This is a genomic window from Peterkaempfera podocarpi, assembly GCF_042466665.1.
GTDB lineage: Bacteria > Actinomycetota > Actinomycetes > Streptomycetales > Streptomycetaceae > Peterkaempfera > Peterkaempfera podocarpi.
Window position 1 is genome coordinate 5,005,296 of record NZ_CP162102.1, and the last position, 14,872, is coordinate 5,020,167.

General features: G+C 69.5%; 16 protein-coding genes. 13 read left to right on the forward strand and 3 right to left on the reverse strand.

From position 1 onward, the window contains the following. The first annotated feature begins 209 nt into the window (after nucleotides 1–209). From AB0761_RS22020 to tuf, 5 genes are all read left to right on the forward strand, one after another. On the forward strand, nucleotides 210–770 hold the full coding sequence (locus AB0761_RS22020; protein WP_377270826.1) for a DUF1707 and DUF4190 domain-containing protein: 561 nt from the start codon (nucleotides 210–212) through the stop codon (nucleotides 768–770). A gap of 420 nt (nucleotides 771–1,190) precedes the next feature. After that, nucleotides 1,191–1,562, forward strand: coding sequence for a 30S ribosomal protein S12 (rpsL, locus tag AB0761_RS22025; RefSeq protein WP_014144289.1), 372 nt, complete (start codon nucleotides 1,191–1,193; stop codon nucleotides 1,560–1,562). A gap of 2 nt (nucleotides 1,563–1,564) precedes the next feature. Further along, nucleotides 1,565–2,035: a 30S ribosomal protein S7 gene (rpsG, locus tag AB0761_RS22030; protein ID WP_055588949.1), complete on the forward strand. Its 471-nt coding sequence runs from the start codon at nucleotides 1,565–1,567 to the stop codon at nucleotides 2,033–2,035. Nucleotides 2,036–2,077: 42 nt separating this feature from the next. Beyond that, on the forward strand, nucleotides 2,078–4,183 hold the full coding sequence (gene fusA, locus AB0761_RS22035) for an elongation factor G (RefSeq protein WP_377270827.1): 2,106 nt from the start codon (nucleotides 2,078–2,080) through the stop codon (nucleotides 4,181–4,183). A 193-nt stretch (nucleotides 4,184–4,376) separates the two neighbouring features. After that, nucleotides 4,377–5,570: an elongation factor Tu gene (gene tuf, locus AB0761_RS22040; protein WP_377270828.1), complete on the forward strand. Its 1,194-nt coding sequence runs from the start codon at nucleotides 4,377–4,379 to the stop codon at nucleotides 5,568–5,570. A 124-nt stretch (nucleotides 5,571–5,694) separates the two neighbouring features. On the opposite strand, the gene AB0761_RS22045 is transcribed toward tuf, so the two are convergent. The 3 genes from AB0761_RS22045 to AB0761_RS22055 form a co-directional block, all read right to left on the reverse strand. Then, complete coding sequence (locus tag AB0761_RS22045) at nucleotides 5,695–7,980, reverse strand: protein kinase (protein WP_377270829.1); 2,286 nt, start codon at nucleotides 7,978–7,980, stop codon at nucleotides 5,695–5,697. A 124-nt stretch (nucleotides 7,981–8,104) separates the two neighbouring features. Then, nucleotides 8,105–8,242 carry a hypothetical protein gene (locus tag AB0761_RS22050; RefSeq protein ID WP_377270830.1) on the reverse strand — a complete coding sequence of 46 codons (138 nt, stop codon included), beginning with the start codon at nucleotides 8,240–8,242 and terminating at the stop codon, nucleotides 8,105–8,107. After that, nucleotides 8,239–10,038 carry an ABC transporter ATP-binding protein gene (locus AB0761_RS22055; protein ID WP_377270831.1) on the reverse strand — a complete coding sequence of 600 codons (1,800 nt, stop codon included), beginning with the start codon at nucleotides 10,036–10,038 and terminating at the stop codon, nucleotides 8,239–8,241. Before AB0761_RS22055 ends, AB0761_RS22050 begins: the two co-directional genes overlap by 4 nt. A gap of 457 nt (nucleotides 10,039–10,495) precedes the next feature. On the opposite strand from AB0761_RS22055, the gene rpsJ reads away from it, so the two are divergent. Genes rpsJ through rpsC form a run of 8 tightly spaced genes read left to right on the forward strand, consistent with a single transcriptional unit; the run spans nucleotide 10,496 to nucleotide 14,870 of the window. Next, a complete protein-coding gene (rpsJ, locus tag AB0761_RS22060; RefSeq protein ID WP_020549238.1) occupies nucleotides 10,496–10,804 on the forward strand; it encodes a 30S ribosomal protein S10 in 309 nt (102 codons plus the stop codon). Between the two features lie 14 nt (nucleotides 10,805–10,818). Beyond that, the gene (rplC, locus tag AB0761_RS22065; RefSeq protein ID WP_377270832.1) at nucleotides 10,819–11,463 is read left to right on the forward strand and encodes a 50S ribosomal protein L3; all 645 of its coding nucleotides are present in this window, start codon (nucleotides 10,819–10,821) and stop codon (nucleotides 11,461–11,463) included. A 5-nt stretch (nucleotides 11,464–11,468) separates the two neighbouring features. Further along, on the forward strand, nucleotides 11,469–12,146 hold the full coding sequence (rplD, locus tag AB0761_RS22070; protein ID WP_377270834.1) for a 50S ribosomal protein L4: 678 nt from the start codon (nucleotides 11,469–11,471) through the stop codon (nucleotides 12,144–12,146). After that, nucleotides 12,146–12,469, forward strand: a complete 324-nt coding sequence (rplW, locus tag AB0761_RS22075; protein ID WP_055585138.1) for a 50S ribosomal protein L23 — start codon at nucleotides 12,146–12,148, stop codon at nucleotides 12,467–12,469. Before rplD ends, rplW begins: the two co-directional genes overlap by 1 nt. Before the next feature lie 42 nt (nucleotides 12,470–12,511). Further along, on the forward strand, nucleotides 12,512–13,348 hold the full coding sequence (gene rplB / locus AB0761_RS22080; protein ID WP_055585137.1) for a 50S ribosomal protein L2: 837 nt from the start codon (nucleotides 12,512–12,514) through the stop codon (nucleotides 13,346–13,348). Nucleotides 13,349–13,359: 11 nt separating this feature from the next. Beyond that, the gene (gene rpsS, locus AB0761_RS22085; RefSeq protein ID WP_377270836.1) at nucleotides 13,360–13,641 is read left to right on the forward strand and encodes a 30S ribosomal protein S19; all 282 of its coding nucleotides are present in this window, start codon (nucleotides 13,360–13,362) and stop codon (nucleotides 13,639–13,641) included. A 51-nt stretch (nucleotides 13,642–13,692) separates the two neighbouring features. Then, a complete protein-coding gene (gene rplV, locus AB0761_RS22090) occupies nucleotides 13,693–14,040 on the forward strand; it encodes a 50S ribosomal protein L22 (protein WP_377274258.1) in 348 nt (115 codons plus the stop codon). Further along, on the forward strand, nucleotides 14,040–14,870 hold the full coding sequence (rpsC, locus tag AB0761_RS22095; RefSeq protein ID WP_377270837.1) for a 30S ribosomal protein S3: 831 nt from the start codon (nucleotides 14,040–14,042) through the stop codon (nucleotides 14,868–14,870). The genes rplV and rpsC overlap by 1 nt, the downstream gene beginning before the upstream one ends. The last annotated feature ends 2 nt before the right edge of the window (nucleotides 14,871–14,872 follow it).

Sequence of the window (14,872 nt, forward strand, 5' to 3'; positions counted from 1 at the left end):
GTTCCCCCCATCCGATCGGGGACGGAGCCCGCCTCCGCCCTCCCATGGCGGTGCATTGTCCTCCGGGCCGCCTGAGCAGGGCGGGGTGGGGGTGTGCCGCTCCGCGGGGGTGCGGTGCGCGTCGGCGGGGGCGGGTGGATTTGCAGGCAACCGCCTGCCCCTCCGCTCCGTCCTGCACTATGAAGAGGACACCGATCTGGAGGTGGCCGATGGCCGTACAGCCTTGGCGAGGGGCGCCCCAGCCGTGGGAGCAGTGGCAGCCCGTGCCGTCTCCGCAGGCCGCGATGCGTGCCGCGCACGCGGACCGGGAGCGCACCGTGGATGTGCTCAAGGCTGCGTACGCCGAGGGTCGGCTGGGGTCCGACGAGTACGGCCAGCGGGTGGACTCGGCCTATCGGGCTCTGACCTACGGTGAGCTGGCGCAGCTGGTCTCGGATCTGCCGAGCGGTCCGATGGTGCTGCCGATGGGTGGAGCGGCGCCGATGATGCCGGTCATGCCGGTGGTCCCGATGGTGCCGCCGACCTTTGCGCCGCCGCCCCGTCCGGCGCCGACCAACCATCTGGCCGTGGCGTCGCTGGTGCTGGGTCTCTTCGGGTTTCTGCCGTTCGGGATCGCCTCCGTACCGGCTGTGGTCTTCGGCCATGTGGCGAAGTCCCAGATCCGCGGTTCGGGGGAGCAGGGCGACGGGATGGCGACCGCCGGAGCGGTGCTGGGCTGGCTGGGTGTCGCCTTCTGGGCCATGATCCTGCTGCTGGTGGTCGCCGGCTGAGCGTGTCACCCGAAGGGGGTTCCGCGGCGCGTCGTGCCGGGTTACGGTGGGCGCTGTTCCGGGCCCTGTGCTATGGATGGGCCCGATGGTGGCTGCCGGAGACCTGCGGCAGCCCATTTGTTTTGACCCGCGCCGATGCGGTAGGTACGCTCTGACCTTGTGCCTGGGGTGTCCCCGGGTCTCTTGTGCGTGCATGCACACCGGTCGCTGAGCCGGCCGGAACCGCCCTGCGGATTCGCCTGAGCGAGCGCGGCGGCAGCACATCGCACCTTGGGATTCCGTGATTCCTCGTCCCTGAGCCCGTTGCTGCGGGCCACAGGATCGGAAGAGGCCCGACACGCCCGACCGCGTGGGTCGGACGGGGTGGGATCACACCAGGTTAGTTACACCAAGACTTGGCACACAGAAAACGGAGAAACGGTGCCTACGATCCAGCAGCTGGTCCGAAAGGGCCGGCAGGACAAGGTCGAGAAGAACAAGACGCCCGCACTCAAGGGTTCGCCCCAGCGCCGTGGCGTCTGCACGCGTGTGTACACGACCACCCCGAAGAAGCCGAACTCGGCTCTCCGCAAGGTCGCCCGTGTGCGCCTCACCAGCGGGATCGAGGTCACCGCTTACATCCCGGGCGAGGGCCACAACCTGCAGGAGCACTCCATCGTGCTCGTGCGCGGCGGTCGTGTGAAGGACCTGCCGGGTGTGCGCTACAAGATCATCCGCGGCTCCCTCGACACCCAGGGTGTCAAGAACCGCAAGCAGGCCCGCAGCCGCTACGGCGCCAAGAAGGAGAAGTAAGAATGCCTCGCAAGGGCCCCGCCCCGAAGCGCCCGGTCATCATCGACCCGGTCTACAACTCCCCTCTGGTGACCTCGCTCGTCAACAAGGTCCTGCTGCACGGCAAGCGCTCCACCGCTGAGCGCATCGTGTACGGCGCCCTCGAGGGCATCCGCGAGAAGAGCGGCAACGACCCGGTCGTCACCCTCAAGCGCGCCCTGGAGAACGTCAAGCCGACCCTCGAGGTCCGCTCCCGCCGTGTCGGTGGCGCCACCTACCAGGTGCCGGTCGAGGTCCGCCCCGGCCGCTCCACCACCCTGGCGCTGCGCTGGCTGGTCGGCTACTCCCGCGCCCGCCGCGAGAAGACCATGACCGAGCGTCTGCTCAACGAGATCCTCGACGCCTCCAACGGCCTCGGCGCCTCTGTGAAGCGCCGCGAGGACACCCACAAGATGGCCGAGTCCAACAAGGCCTTCGCGCACTACCGCTGGTAGTCGACCCGCCTACGACAAAGACGAGAGAGAAGACGAGCCACCATGGCTACTACCTCCCTTGACCTGGCCAAGGTCCGCAACATCGGGATCATGGCGCACATCGACGCGGGCAAGACCACCACCACTGAGCGGATCCTGTTCTACACCGGTGTGAGCTACAAGATCGGTGAGGTCCACGACGGCGCTGCCACGATGGACTGGATGGAGCAGGAGCAGGAGCGCGGCATCACCATCACGTCTGCCGCGACGACCTGCCACTGGACGGTGGACGGTTCCGACCACACCATCAACATCATCGACACCCCGGGCCACGTCGACTTCACCGTCGAGGTGGAGCGTTCGCTGCGCGTGCTCGACGGTGCTGTGACGGTGTTCGACGGTGTCGCCGGTGTCGAGCCCCAGTCCGAGACCGTGTGGCGGCAGGCCGACCGGTACAACGTCCCGCGCATCTGCTTCGTCAACAAGCTGGACCGCGTGGGCGCGGAGTTCCACCGCTGCGTCGACATGATCGTCGACCGCCTCGGTGCCACCCCGCTGGTCATGCAGCTCCCGATCGGTGCCGAGGCGGACTTCCGCGGCGTCATCGACCTGGTCCGCATGAAGGCCCTGGTCTGGTCCGAGGACGCGCCCAAGGGCGAGATGTACGACGTCGTCGACATCCCGGACACCCACGTTGACGTCGCCCAGGAGTGGCGCGACAAGCTGCTGGAGACCGCCGCTGAGGGCGACGACCAGCTGATGGAGCTGTACCTGGAGGGCAACGAGCCCTCGATGGAGCAGCTGAAGGCCGGCATCCGCCGCGCCACCATCGCCGGCAACCTCACCCCGGTCTTCTGCGGCACCGCGTTCAAGAACAAGGGCGTCCAGCCCCTGCTCGACGCGATCGTGGAGTACCTGCCCTCCCCGACCGACGTCGAGGGCGTCACCGGCCACAAGGTCGGCGACGAGGAGACCGAGATCTTCCGCAAGGCCTCCGACGAGGAGCCCCTGTCGGCCCTGGCCTTCAAGATCATGAGCGACCCGCACCTCGGCAAGCTCACCTTCGTCCGGATCTACTCCGGCCGTCTGGAGTCCGGCACCCAGGTGCTGAACTCCGTGAAGGGCCGCAAGGAGCGGATCGGCAAGATCTACCGGATGCACGCCAACAAGCGTGAGGAGATCCCCAGCGTCGGTGCCGGCGACATTGTCGCCGTCATGGGCCTGAAGGACACCACCACCGGTGAGACCCTGGCCGACCCGGCGAACCCGGTGATCCTTGAGTCCATGAACTTCCCGGCCCCGGTGATCCAGGTCGCCATCGAGCCGAAGTCCAAGGGCGACCAGGAGAAGCTGGGCATCGCGATCCAGCGTCTGGCCGAGGAGGACCCGTCCTTCCAGGTCCACACGGACGAGGAGACGGGCCAGACCATCATCGCGGGTATGGGCGAGCTGCACCTCGAGGTGCTGGTCGACCGTATGAAGCGTGAGTTCAAGGTCGAGGCCAACGTCGGCAAGCCGCAGGTGGCGTACCGCGAGACCATCCGCAAGGCGGTCGAGCGCGTCGACTACACGCACAAGAAGCAGACCGGTGGCTCCGGCCAGTTCGCGAAGATCCAGATCGCTATCGAGCCTCTCGAGAGCGGCGAGGGCTACGAGTTCGTGAACAAGGTCACGGGTGGCCGCGTGCCGAAGGAGTACATCCCTTCGGTCGACGCCGGTGCCCAGGAGGCCATGGAGTTCGGTGTCCTCGCCGGCTACCCGATGGTGGGCGTGCGGGTCATCCTGCTCGACGGTGCGTCGCACGACGTCGACTCCTCCGAGCTCGCCTTCAAGATCGCCGGTTCCATGGCGTTCAAGGAGGGTGCACGCAAGGCCAGCCCGGCCCTGCTCGAGCCCATGATGGCCGTCGAGGTCACCACGCCCGAGGACTACATGGGCGACGTGATCGGCGACATCAACTCCCGCCGTGGCCAGATCCAGGCCATGGAGGAGCGCAGCGGAGCACGGGTCGTCAAGGCCCTCGTCCCGCTCTCCGAGATGTTCGGCTACGTCGGTGACCTGCGCAGCAAGACCTCTGGTCGCGCGAGCTACTCGATGCAGTTCGACTCGTACGCCGAGGTTCCGCGGAACGTGGCGGACGACATCATCGCCAAGGCCAAGGGCGAGTGATTTCCGGATTTTCCGGACCAATCCAAAGCCTTAGGCTGTAAGGAGGCATTCCCGGCATCCCCCTCGCGGGGTGCCGGGGCCTCCGGCCCCCACCCGCGGGCCGGGACCGTACGCACACCAGCGTCCGGCACCGTCCCGATCAAGACCAACTGACGTCGTACGGCGTACAGAATCAGTCCACAGGAGGACCCCAGTGGCGAAGGCGAAGTTCGAGCGGACTAAGCCGCACGTCAACATCGGCACCATCGGTCACATCGACCACGGTAAGACCACTCTTACCGCGGCGATCACCAAGGTGCTGCACGACGCGTACCCGGACATCAACCCCTTCACGCCGTTCGACCAGATCGACAAGGCGCCGGAGGAGCGGCAGCGCGGTATCACCATCTCCATCGCGCACGTCGAGTACCAGACCGAGGCGCGTCACTACGCCCACGTCGACTGCCCCGGTCACGCGGACTACATCAAGAACATGATCACCGGTGCTGCCCAGATGGACGGCGCCATCCTCGTGGTCGCCGCCACCGACGGCCCGATGCCGCAGACCAAGGAGCACGTGCTCCTGGCCCGCCAGGTCGGCGTGCCGTACATCGTTGTCGCCCTGAACAAGGCTGACATGGTGGACGACGAGGAGATCCTGGAGCTCGTCGAGCTCGAGGTCCGCGAGCTGCTCTCCGAGTACGAGTTCCCGGGCGACGACCTTCCGGTCGTCCGCGTCTCGGCGCTCAAGGCCCTCGAGGGCGACAAGGAGTGGGGCGAGAAGCTGCTCGGCCTCATGCACGCCGTGGACGAGGCCATCCCCACCCCGGCGCGTGACGTCGACAAGCCGTTCCTGATGCCGATCGAGGACGTCTTCACGATCACCGGTCGTGGCACCGTCGTCACCGGTCGTATCGAGCGCGGTGTGCTCAAGGTGAACGAGACCGTCGACATCGTCGGTATCAAGGAGACCAAGACCACCACCACGGTCACCGGCATCGAGATGTTCCGCAAGCTGCTCGACGAGGGCCAGGCCGGTGAGAACGTCGGTCTGCTGCTCCGTGGCATCAAGCGCGAGGATGTCGAGCGCGGCCAGGTCGTCATCAAGCCGGGTTCGGTCACGCCGCACACCGACTTCGAGGCCCAGGCCTACATCCTGTCGAAGGACGAGGGTGGTCGCCACACCCCGTTCTTCAACAACTACCGCCCGCAGTTCTACTTCCGTACCACGGACGTGACCGGCGTTGTGACCCTCCCCGAGGGCACCGAGATGGTCATGCCGGGCGACAACACCGGCATGACGGTCGCGCTGATCCAGCCGGTCGCCATGGAGGAGGGCCTCAAGTTCGCCATCCGTGAGGGTGGCCGTACCGTCGGCGCCGGCCAGGTCACCAAGATCGTCAAGTGACGACCTGAAGGACCTGCCTGCCCGTCAGGCACTCACCCCAGGGCCCCGTACCCCGTCCGCAAGGACGGCGGTGCGGGGCCCTGGGGCTTTTCCGGCTGCTGTGCGCGCCGTGCCCCGCCCGGCGTCAGCGCCAGGCGGGATGGCCCTCGCGCGGCGCGCCGGTGGTGAGCTTGCGCGCGCCCGTGCCGTCGGCGTTCACCGCCCAGATGCGCGGCTGGTCCACCGGGCCGCGCACATAGGCGATCCAGGCGCCGTCCGGGTGCCAGGCCGGGTCCATCTCGCGGTCGGCGTCCCGGGTCACCGCGCGGTCGCCCCGGCCGTCGCTGCCGATCACATGGATGTCGCTGGACTGCGCATCACCGGCGGTGTAGGCGAGGTACTTGCCGTCCGGGGACCAGGCGGAGTCCAGAGCGCGCACCGGGTCATGGGTGACCTGGAACCACGGGCTGCCAGGAGCCTCAGGGTCCAGCAGGAACACCTGCCAGACGCCGCCGTTGCGCTTGCTGCTCACGGCGAACCGGCCGCCCTTGGGCGACCAGGTCGGGTCCTCGACGGCGTCCTTGCCGGTGGTCAGCTGCCGTGAGGTGCCGTCCGAGACCCGGACCGTGAAGAGCTGCTGGACCCCGGCGGCCTTGCGCAGCACGGCCAGCCGCTCGCCGTCGGGCGACCAGGAGACCCGGCTGCCCTTGGCGATGGGGGCCAGGCGGCGGGCACCGCTCCCGTCGGCAGCGGCGATCCAGACCTCGGAGCTGCTGCCGGCGGTCCGGGTGAAGGCGAACCGGGTCCGATCCGGGGCCCACTGGGGCAGGCTGTCGCAGGTGCCGCCGGGGACCAGCTGAGTGGGCTTGTCCTGGCCGTTGGGCCGCTGGGCGATCACCGAGTGGCACTCCGTGGGCCAGCCGGCAGCGGTGTCCAGCCGGATCAGCATGGAGCCGGCGGGCAGCCGGTCGGACCCGGAGGCCGGTGCGGAGGCGGTGCTGCCGCCGCCGGGGGAGCGGGAGCCACGGGACGTGGGGTCCGTGCCGGTTCCGGCCCCGAACTGATGGTTGATCAGCAGTGCGACGACGGCGATCAGCGCCGCACCGCCCACCCCGCCGAGCACCATCCGACGACGCCGCCGGGCCGGGCCGCGGGGGCCGCCGGGCGGTGCGGGGGGTCCCACGGTGACGGCGGACTGCGCGCCGGCTGCGAATACCGCGTCACCCGGCCCCAGCGGCGCTGTCGCCTGCACGGTGATCGGCTGCGGGTCCGGCGGGTACAGCGGCAGCGGTGTCGGTACGGGCGCCGGTGCGGGGCTCGGCGACGGTGCTGTCGGCGTGGGCGGGCCGGGCCATGGTGCGGGGGACGGCTGGGGTGGCGGTGTGGGCGCCGGTGTGCGTGCCGGTGCAGGGGTGGGCGAGGGGTCAGCCGTGGGCGTGGGCGTGGGAGTGCTGGGCGACGGTGCTGTCGGCGCGGCCGTGGGCGTGGGCGTGGGCGTGCCGGGCCACGGAGCCGGAACCGGTTGGGGCACCGGCGGCGGGGTCGCGGGCCGTGCACCCGGCGGCCGCGCGGTGTGGGCGGCCAGCTCGGCCCGGATCTCCTCGGGCAGCCAGTCCCCGTCGTCACGGTGGCGGACCACCAGCCGGTCGAGCACGGCACGCGGCGAGGGCCGGTCGGCGGGGGACTTGGCCAGACAGTCGCCCACCACGCCGCGCAGGCTCTCCGGTACGCCCCGGAGATCGGGCTCCTCATGGACCGCGCGATAGAGCACCGAGGCCGAGGGGCCGTCACCGAAGGGCGCGGCGCCGGAGGCCTGGCAGAGCACGATGCCCAGCGCGAACACATCCACGGCCGGAGTGACCGCGCCCCCGGTGAGCTGCTCGGGGGCCAGGAAGCCGGGGGTGCCGATCTGGAAGCCGGTCTGGGTCAGCGCGGTGCGGTCCAGGGCGCGGGCGATACCGAAGTCGATCACCCGGGGTCCGTCGTCGGCGACGATGATGTTGGCCGGCTTGAGGTCGCGGTGCACCACCCCGGCCCGGTGTATCGCCTCCAGCGCCTCGGCCAGCCCCGCGGCCAGCACGGTCAGTGTGTCGACCGGCAGCGGCCCGTGCCGGGCGACCACGGTGTGCAGCGACGGCCCCGGGACGTACGCGGTGACCAGCCAGGCGGGGTCGCCGTCCGGGTCTGCGTCCACCACGGGGGCGGTGTGGAAGCCGCCCACCCGCCGGGCCGACGCGACCTCCTCGCTGAAGCGCCGCCGGAACTCGGCGTCCGTGGAGAGCTCGGGCCGTACCACCTTGACGGCCACCGGTCGTCCGGAGGGCGACCAGCCCAGGTACACCACTCCCATCCCGCCCTGGCCGAGCCGGGCGGCCAGCCGGTACCGGCCGTCCCCGACCGCTGTGGGATCCCCCGCCTGCAGTGGCTTCATCACAGCCCCGTCCCGCACCGTGCGCACGGTGCCGGGTCTTCATGTACCGGCCCCTCCCGCCCCCGTCAAGCGACGCGCGGAGGGGCCGCGGCGGATGTTCCGCCGCGGCCCCTCCGTCCGCAGGTCAGCCCCGGTGCCGCGCCGGGGCGACCGGGTGCACCCGGCACTCCGGCTTCCGCGGCGCGGGCTTCGCGGGCTTCGCGGGGGCCGGCTTCACCGGGCGGGGAGCCTTGGCCAGCGGGGCGATCTTTCGGAAGCTCATATGTCTTTCCCTTCGGGGGTGTTCTGTGTGCTTGCGAGAACAACACTCGCCGCCGAATGTGGGTGCGCCATGAGAGGCCGCTTGAATTCGCTTTGAAGTTCGCCGTCCAGCGCGAGGACGGTGTCCGCCATGGCCGCGAGCAGCGGATCGTGGCTGATCAGAAAGGTGGTGCGGTGGGCCATCAGGCGGCGCAGCGGGACCATCACGCGCTCCGCGGCGGCCGCGTCCAGGCCGGTGGTGGGCTCGTCCAGGACCAGTACGGGGCTGTCGCGCAGCAGGGCCCGGGCGATGGCCAGGCGCCGCCGCTGGCCGCCGGAGAGCAGCTGCCCGCGGGGGCCGATCCGGGTGTCGTAGCCGTCCGGCAGCGCGGCGACGACGTCTTGGAGGTCGGCAGCGGCGGCGGCCCGCCGCACCTCCTCGTCGGTGGCGCCGGGGCGGCCGTGGGTGATGTTCTCCCGCACCGTGGCATTGATCAGCATGCTGTCCTGGGGGACCAGGGTGACCAGGTCGCGCAGGTCCGCCAGCGCCAGGTCCCGCAGGTCCACGCCGTCCAGCAGGATGCGGCCCCCGGTGGGGTCGTACAGCCGCAGCAGCAGCCCGGCGAGGGTGGACTTTCCGGTACCGCTGGCTCCACCGACCAGGACCAGCTCTCCCGGCCGTGCGCTGAAGGAGAGGCCGGCCACCACGGGCCGCCCGGTGCCGGGATAGCCGAAGGAGACCCGGTCCAGGGTGACCGCACCAGGGCGGGCGCCGGCGGGGAGCGGCCGGGCGGCGGGGGCGTCCGCCACCGCGGGCCGGGCGTCCAGCACCTCCAGGACGCGCTCCGCCGCGGCGGTGGCCGAGGAGACCTCGACGGCCAGCGAACCCAGGCCCAGGATGTGCGGGTAGAGGTAGCCCAGATAGGCGGCGAAGGCCAGCAGGCCGCCGATGGTCAGTCGTCCGTCGGAGATCTCCCAGGCGCCGGCACCGACCACGCCCAGCACGCAGGCCGTCTCGATGACCTCAGCCAGCGGCCCGTACGCGGCGGAGAGCCGATAGCCGGCCAGGGTGGATCTCATCCACTTCTCACCCTCGCGGTGCACCCGCTGCCGCTCTGCCTCCTGGCGGTTGTGCAGCTGCACCAGCGGCATGGTGGCGAGGTTCTCCGCGAGTGCGTCGGTCAGCGCACCGTTGCGGTCACGCTCGTCGCGGGCGACGGTGCGGATCCGGGCGGCGAGGAAGCGGGCGGCGAGCCAGTAGAGGGGCGCCGCGGCGAATGCGGCCAGCGCCAGCTCCCAGCGGATCCACAGGGCGCAGCCGGCGAAGAAGACGATGTTGGCGCCGGTGTTGACCAGCTGCACGGGGGCCTCGGTGAGCAGTGGCTGCACGGAGTCGATGTCGCTGGTGAAGCGGGTCAGCAGATCGCCCTCGGGACGGCCCTGGTAGAAGTCGGGGGAGAGCCGCTGGGCGTGGTCGTAGGTGCGGTCCCGCAGCCGCAGCAGAAAGCGTTCGCCGACCCAGCCCATCGTGTAGGTCCCGGTGTAGGTGGCTGCCGCACCGAGCACCGCGGTACCGGCCCAGAGGGCGGCGGGGGCGGGGAACCCGCTGAGTCTGCCGGTCGCCAGGACGCCGTCGGTGAGCCGGGCGAAGATCTGGACGGCGGCGGCGTCGCAGGCGGCGGCGACCAGCAGGGCGGCGACCGCGAGGGACATCCGGCCCCGGTGGAGCCGGGCCAGTGGCCACAGTCGGCGGAAGACCTCGCGGGGTGAGGTCCTGGCGTGTCGGCGGGCGGGGTGTGCTGGGCTGTCCTGGTGCATCCCATGAGCTCTACCGAGCCCGTGTGAGAAAGGGATTGACGACGGAGCGTGGCGGCGCGGGTTTGACATCCGGTCGCCGCGGGGTACTGTCATCGGCTCCGATTGGCCCCCGGCGTGCCCGGTATGGCACACTGTCCAAGTTGCTCGGTTGAGTGCCGATGCTGCGCGCCTCCCGCCGGGAGGACCGGAAGCGAGTCCCACAGTACTCGTCGCGCCTGTGATGTCTGCGGAAGCAGTAGCTGCAGGGGCGGACGTACGGGAATCTTCCGGGAAGCGTGGGCGGGGCCTCGACCCGGCGCCTGGTGGTGGCCGACACGGCCCGGAGCAGAAGCCTCCTGGAGTTGTATCCAAGGGTTTACTGCGAGCGGGAGTGCGACACGCCCGACCGCGTGGGTCGGACGAACGGCCAATCGGGCGCTGTAGCAGCAAGACGACAGACAAGGACTACGAAGTAGCCATGGCGGGACAGAAGATCCGCATCCGGCTCAAGGCCTACGACCACGAGGTGATCGACTCCTCGGCGAAGAAGATCGTCGAGACCGTCACCCGTACTGGTGCGCAGGTCGCGGGCCCGGTGCCGCTGCCCACTGAGAAGAACGTGTACTGCGTCATCCGCTCGCCGCACAAGTACAAGGACTCGCGCGAGCACTTCGAGATGCGTACGCACAAGCGCCTGATCGACATCCTCGACCCCACGCCGAAGACGGTTGACTCGCTGATGCGTCTCGACCTGCCGGCCGGTGTCGACATCGAGATCAAGCTCTGAGAGGCGCACCGAAGATGGCTAAGCAGATTAAGGGCATCCTGGGCGAGAAGCTCGGCATGACCCAGGTCTGGGACGAGAACAACCGGATCGTTCCGGTGACCGTCGTCAAGGCCGGGCCCAATGTCGTGACCCAGGTCCACACCGCTGACACCACCGGCTACGACTCGGTGCAGATCGGCTTCGGCGAGATCGACCCGCGCAAGGTGAACAAGCCCCTTCAGGGCCACTTCGCCAAGGCCGGCGTGACTCCCCGCCGCCACCTGGTCGAGCTGCGTACCGCTGACGCGTCCGAGTACACGCTGGGCCAGGAGATCACCGCTGAGGTGTTCGAGGCCGGCATCAAGGTCGACGTGACCGGCACCAGCAAGGGCAAGGGCACCGCCGGTGTCATGAAGCGCCACGGCTTCAAGGGCCTGGGCGCCGGACACGGCACGCAGCGCAAGCACCGCTCCCCCGGCTCCATCGGTGGCTGCGCCACCCCGGGCCGCGTGTTCAAGGGCCTCCGCATGGCGGGCCGTATGGGCCACGAGCGTGTGACCACCCAGAACCTGACCGTTCACGCCGTTGACGCGGAGAAGGGCCTGCTGCTCATCAAGGGCGCAATCCCTGGTCCGAACGGCGGCCTCGTCCTGGTCCGCACCGCGGCCAAGGGGGCCTGAAGCAGATGAGCACCATTGACATCCTCTCGCCCGCGGGCGAGAAGGCCGGCTCCGTCGAGCTGCCTGCCGAGATCTTCGACGCCAAGGTCAGCATTCCGCTGATCCACCAGGTCGTCGTCGCCCAGCTGGCCGCTGCCCGTCAGGGCACCCACAAGGCGAAGACCCGTGGCGAGGTCCGCGGCGGTGGCAAGAAGCCGTACCGCCAGAAGGGCACCGGCCGCGCCCGTCAGGGCTCGACCCGTGCGCCGCAGTTCGCCGGTGGTGGCGTCGTGCACGGTCCCGTGCCGCGCGACTACTCGCAGCGGACCCCGAAGAAGATGAAGGCCGCCGCGCTGCGCGGTGCCCTCACCGACCGGGCCCGCCACAACCGCATCCACGTCGTCACCGGTGTGATCGCGGCCGAGCAGCCTTCCACCAAGGCTGTCCGTGAGCTGTTCGGCAAGATCAGCGAGCGCAAGAACGTCCTCCTCGTTGTCGAGCGCGACGACGAGGTGGCGATCAAGTCGGCTCGCAACCTGCCGTCGGTGCACATCCTGGACGCGGGTCAGCTGAACACGTACGACGTGCTCGTCTCCGACGATGTGGTCTTCACCCAGGCCGCCTTCGAGCGCTTCGTGGCCGGTCCGGCCGCGTCCGCCAAGGCCGTCGCGTCCGAGGGCGAGCTCGAAGGGAGCGCCGCCTGATGAGCGAGCAGCAGATCACCTCCAAGACGTTCACGGACCCCCGCGACGTGCTGGTGAAGCCGGTTATCTCCGAGAAGAGCTACAGCCTCCTCGACGAGAACAAGTACACGTTCATCGTGGCGCCGGGCTCCAACAAGACCCAGATCAAGCAGGCGGTCGAGGCCGTCTTCTCGGTCAAGGTCACCGCGGTCAACACGATCAACCGGCAGGGTAAGCGCAAGCGCACCAAGACCGGTTTCGGCAAGCGCAAGGACACCAAGCGCGCCGTCGTGACCCTGGCCGAGGGCAGCCGCATCGACATCTTCGGTGGTCCGGTCTCCTAACGGAGCATCGGATCGTCGATACGGACGAGGACGAAAGAAGCCATGGGCATCCGCAAGTACAAGCCGACGACCCCGGGCCGTCGTGGTTCCAGCGTCGCCGACTTTGTCGAGATCACGCGGTCCACGCCGGAGAAGTCGCTGGTTCGCCCCCTGCACAGCAAGGGCGGCCGTAACAACGCCGGTCGTGTCACCGCTCGTCACCAGGGTGGCGGCCACAAGCGCGCCTTCCGCGTGATCGACTTCCGTCGCCACGACAAGGACGGCGTGCCGGCCAAGGTCGCGCACATCGAGTACGACCCCAACCGCACCGCTCGCATCGCGCTGCTCCACTACGCGGACGGCGAGAAGCGCTACATCCTGGCCCCGGCCAAGCTGCAGCAGGGCGACCGGGTCGAGAACGGCGCCGGCGCCGACATCAAGCCGGGCAACAACCTGCCGCTTCGCAACATCCCGGTGGGTACCGTCATCCACGCAGTGGAGCTGCGTCCCGGCGGCGGCGCCAAGATGGCCCGCTCCGCCGGTGCGAGCATCCAGCTGCTGGCCAAGGAGGGGCGCATGGCGCACCTCCGTATGCCCTCCGGCGAGATCCGCCTGGTCGACGTGCGCTGCCGCGCCACCGTCGGCGAGGTCGGCAACGCCGAGCAGTCGAACATCAACTGGGGCAAGGCCGGCCGTATGCGCTGGAAGGGCGTCCGCCCGACCGTGCGTGGTGTGGCAATGAACCCGATCGACCACCCGCACGGTGGTGGTGAGGGCAAGACCTCCGGTGGTCGCCACCCGGTCTCGCCGTGGGGCAAGCCCGAGGGCCGTACCCGTCGCCCGAACAAGGCCTCGGACAAGCTCATCGTGCGCCGCCGCAAGACCAACAAGAAGCGCTAGGAGCAGGTTAGATGCCGCGCAGTCTCAAGAAGGGGCCCTTCGTCGACGACCACCTGAGCAAGAAGGTGGACGTACAGAACGAGGCCGGTACCCAGAACGTCATCAAGACCTGGTCCCGTCGCTCGATGATCGTGCCGTCCATGCTCGGGCACACGATCGCGGTGCACGACGGCCGCAAGCACGTCCCGGTGTTCGTCACCGAGTCGATGGTCGGCCACAAGCTCGGCGAGTTCGCGCCGACCCGCACCTTCCGCGGCCACGAGAAGGACGACCGCAAGTCGCGTCGTCGCTGATCTGCGGAATAGCGAAGATCGATGACTGACACCATCAACAAGGGGACAACCATGGAAGCCAGGGCCCAGGCGCGGTACATCCGCGTCACGCCCATGAAGGCCCGCCGCGTGGTGGACCTCATCCGTGGCATGAGTGCCACGGAGGCCCAGGCCGTCCTGCGTTTCGCTCCGCAGGCCGCCACCGTGCCGGTCGGCAAGGTGCTTGACAGCGCCATCGCCAACGCCGTGCACAACTACAACCACAACAATGTGGACGACCTCTACGTCACCGAGGCGTACGTCGACGAGGGCCCGACCCTGAAGCGGTTCCGGCCGCGCGCCCAGGGCCGCGCCTACCGGATCCGCAAGCGGACCAGCCACATCACTGTGGTCGTCAGCAGCAAGGAAGGGACCCGGTAATGGGCCAGAAGGTTAACCCGCACGGGTTCCGGCTCGGCATCACCACGGACTTCAAGTCCCGCTGGTACGCCGACAAGCTGTACAAGGACTACGTCAAGGAAGACGTCGCCATCCGCCGGATGATGACGAAGGGCATGGAGCGCGCGGGCATCTCCAAGGTGGAGATCGAGCGCACCCGTGACCGCGTCCGCGTCGACATCCACACCGCTCGTCCGGGCATCGTCATCGGCCGCCGCGGCGCCGAGGCCGACCGCATCCGCGGCGACCTGGAGAAGCTCACCGGCAAGCAGGTCCAGCTGAACATCCTCGAGGTCAAGAACCCCGAGATGGACGCCCAGCTGGTTGCCCAGGGTGTTGCTGAGCAGCTGTCCTCCCGCGTCTCCTTCCGTCGTGCCATGCGCAAGAGCATGCAGGGCACCATGAAGTCGGGCGCCAAGGGCATCAAGGTCCAGTGCTCCGGTCGTCTCGGCGGCGCCGAGATGTCCCGCTCGGAGTTCTACCGCGAAGGCCGTGTGCCGCTGCACACCCTGCGCGCCAACGTGGACTACGGCTTCTTCGAGGCCCGTACCACCTTCGGCCGCATCGGTGTGAAGGTCTGGATCTACAAGGGCGACGTCAAGAACATCGCCGAGGTCCGCGCCGAGAACGCCGCCGCCCGCGCCGGCAACCGTCCGCCCCGTGGCGCCGGTGCCGAGCGTCCGGCTCGCGGCGGTCGCGGTGGCGAGCGTGGCGGTCGTGGCCGTCGTCCGCAGCAGGGTGGCGAGGCTCAGGCCCCGACCGCCGCCGCTGTCGAGGCGCCGGCTGCCGAGAACACTGGAACGGAGGCCTGACC

Bases quoted from the DNA above. Each gene is read 5' to 3' on its own strand.
- rplV (WP_377274258.1), top strand. From the start codon at position 13,693: ATGGAAGCCAGGGCCCAGGCGCGGTACATCCGCGTCACGCCCATGAAG.
- AB0761_RS22050 (WP_377270830.1), bottom strand. From the start codon at position 8,242: ATGAGCTTCCGAAAGATCGCCCCGCTGGCCAAGGCTCCCCGCCCGGTG.
- rplC (WP_377270832.1), top strand. From the start codon at position 10,819: ATGGCTAAGCAGATTAAGGGCATCCTGGGCGAGAAGCTCGGCATGACC.
- rplD (WP_377270834.1), top strand. From the start codon at position 11,469: ATGAGCACCATTGACATCCTCTCGCCCGCGGGCGAGAAGGCCGGCTCC.
- rpsS (WP_377270836.1), top strand. From the start codon at position 13,360: ATGCCGCGCAGTCTCAAGAAGGGGCCCTTCGTCGACGACCACCTGAGC.
- fusA (WP_377270827.1), top strand. From the start codon at position 2,078: ATGGCTACTACCTCCCTTGACCTGGCCAAGGTCCGCAACATCGGGATC.
- AB0761_RS22020 (WP_377270826.1), top strand. From the start codon at position 210: ATGGCCGTACAGCCTTGGCGAGGGGCGCCCCAGCCGTGGGAGCAGTGG.
- AB0761_RS22055 (WP_377270831.1), bottom strand. From the start codon at position 10,038: ATGCACCAGGACAGCCCAGCACACCCCGCCCGCCGACACGCCAGGACC.
- rplB (WP_055585137.1), top strand. From the start codon at position 12,512: ATGGGCATCCGCAAGTACAAGCCGACGACCCCGGGCCGTCGTGGTTCC.
- rpsG (WP_055588949.1), top strand. From the start codon at position 1,565: ATGCCTCGCAAGGGCCCCGCCCCGAAGCGCCCGGTCATCATCGACCCG.
- rplW (WP_055585138.1), top strand. From the start codon at position 12,146: ATGAGCGAGCAGCAGATCACCTCCAAGACGTTCACGGACCCCCGCGAC.
- rpsC (WP_377270837.1), top strand. From the start codon at position 14,040: ATGGGCCAGAAGGTTAACCCGCACGGGTTCCGGCTCGGCATCACCACG.
- AB0761_RS22045 (WP_377270829.1), bottom strand. From the start codon at position 7,980: ATGAAGCCACTGCAGGCGGGGGATCCCACAGCGGTCGGGGACGGCCGG.
- rpsJ (WP_020549238.1), top strand. From the start codon at position 10,496: ATGGCGGGACAGAAGATCCGCATCCGGCTCAAGGCCTACGACCACGAG.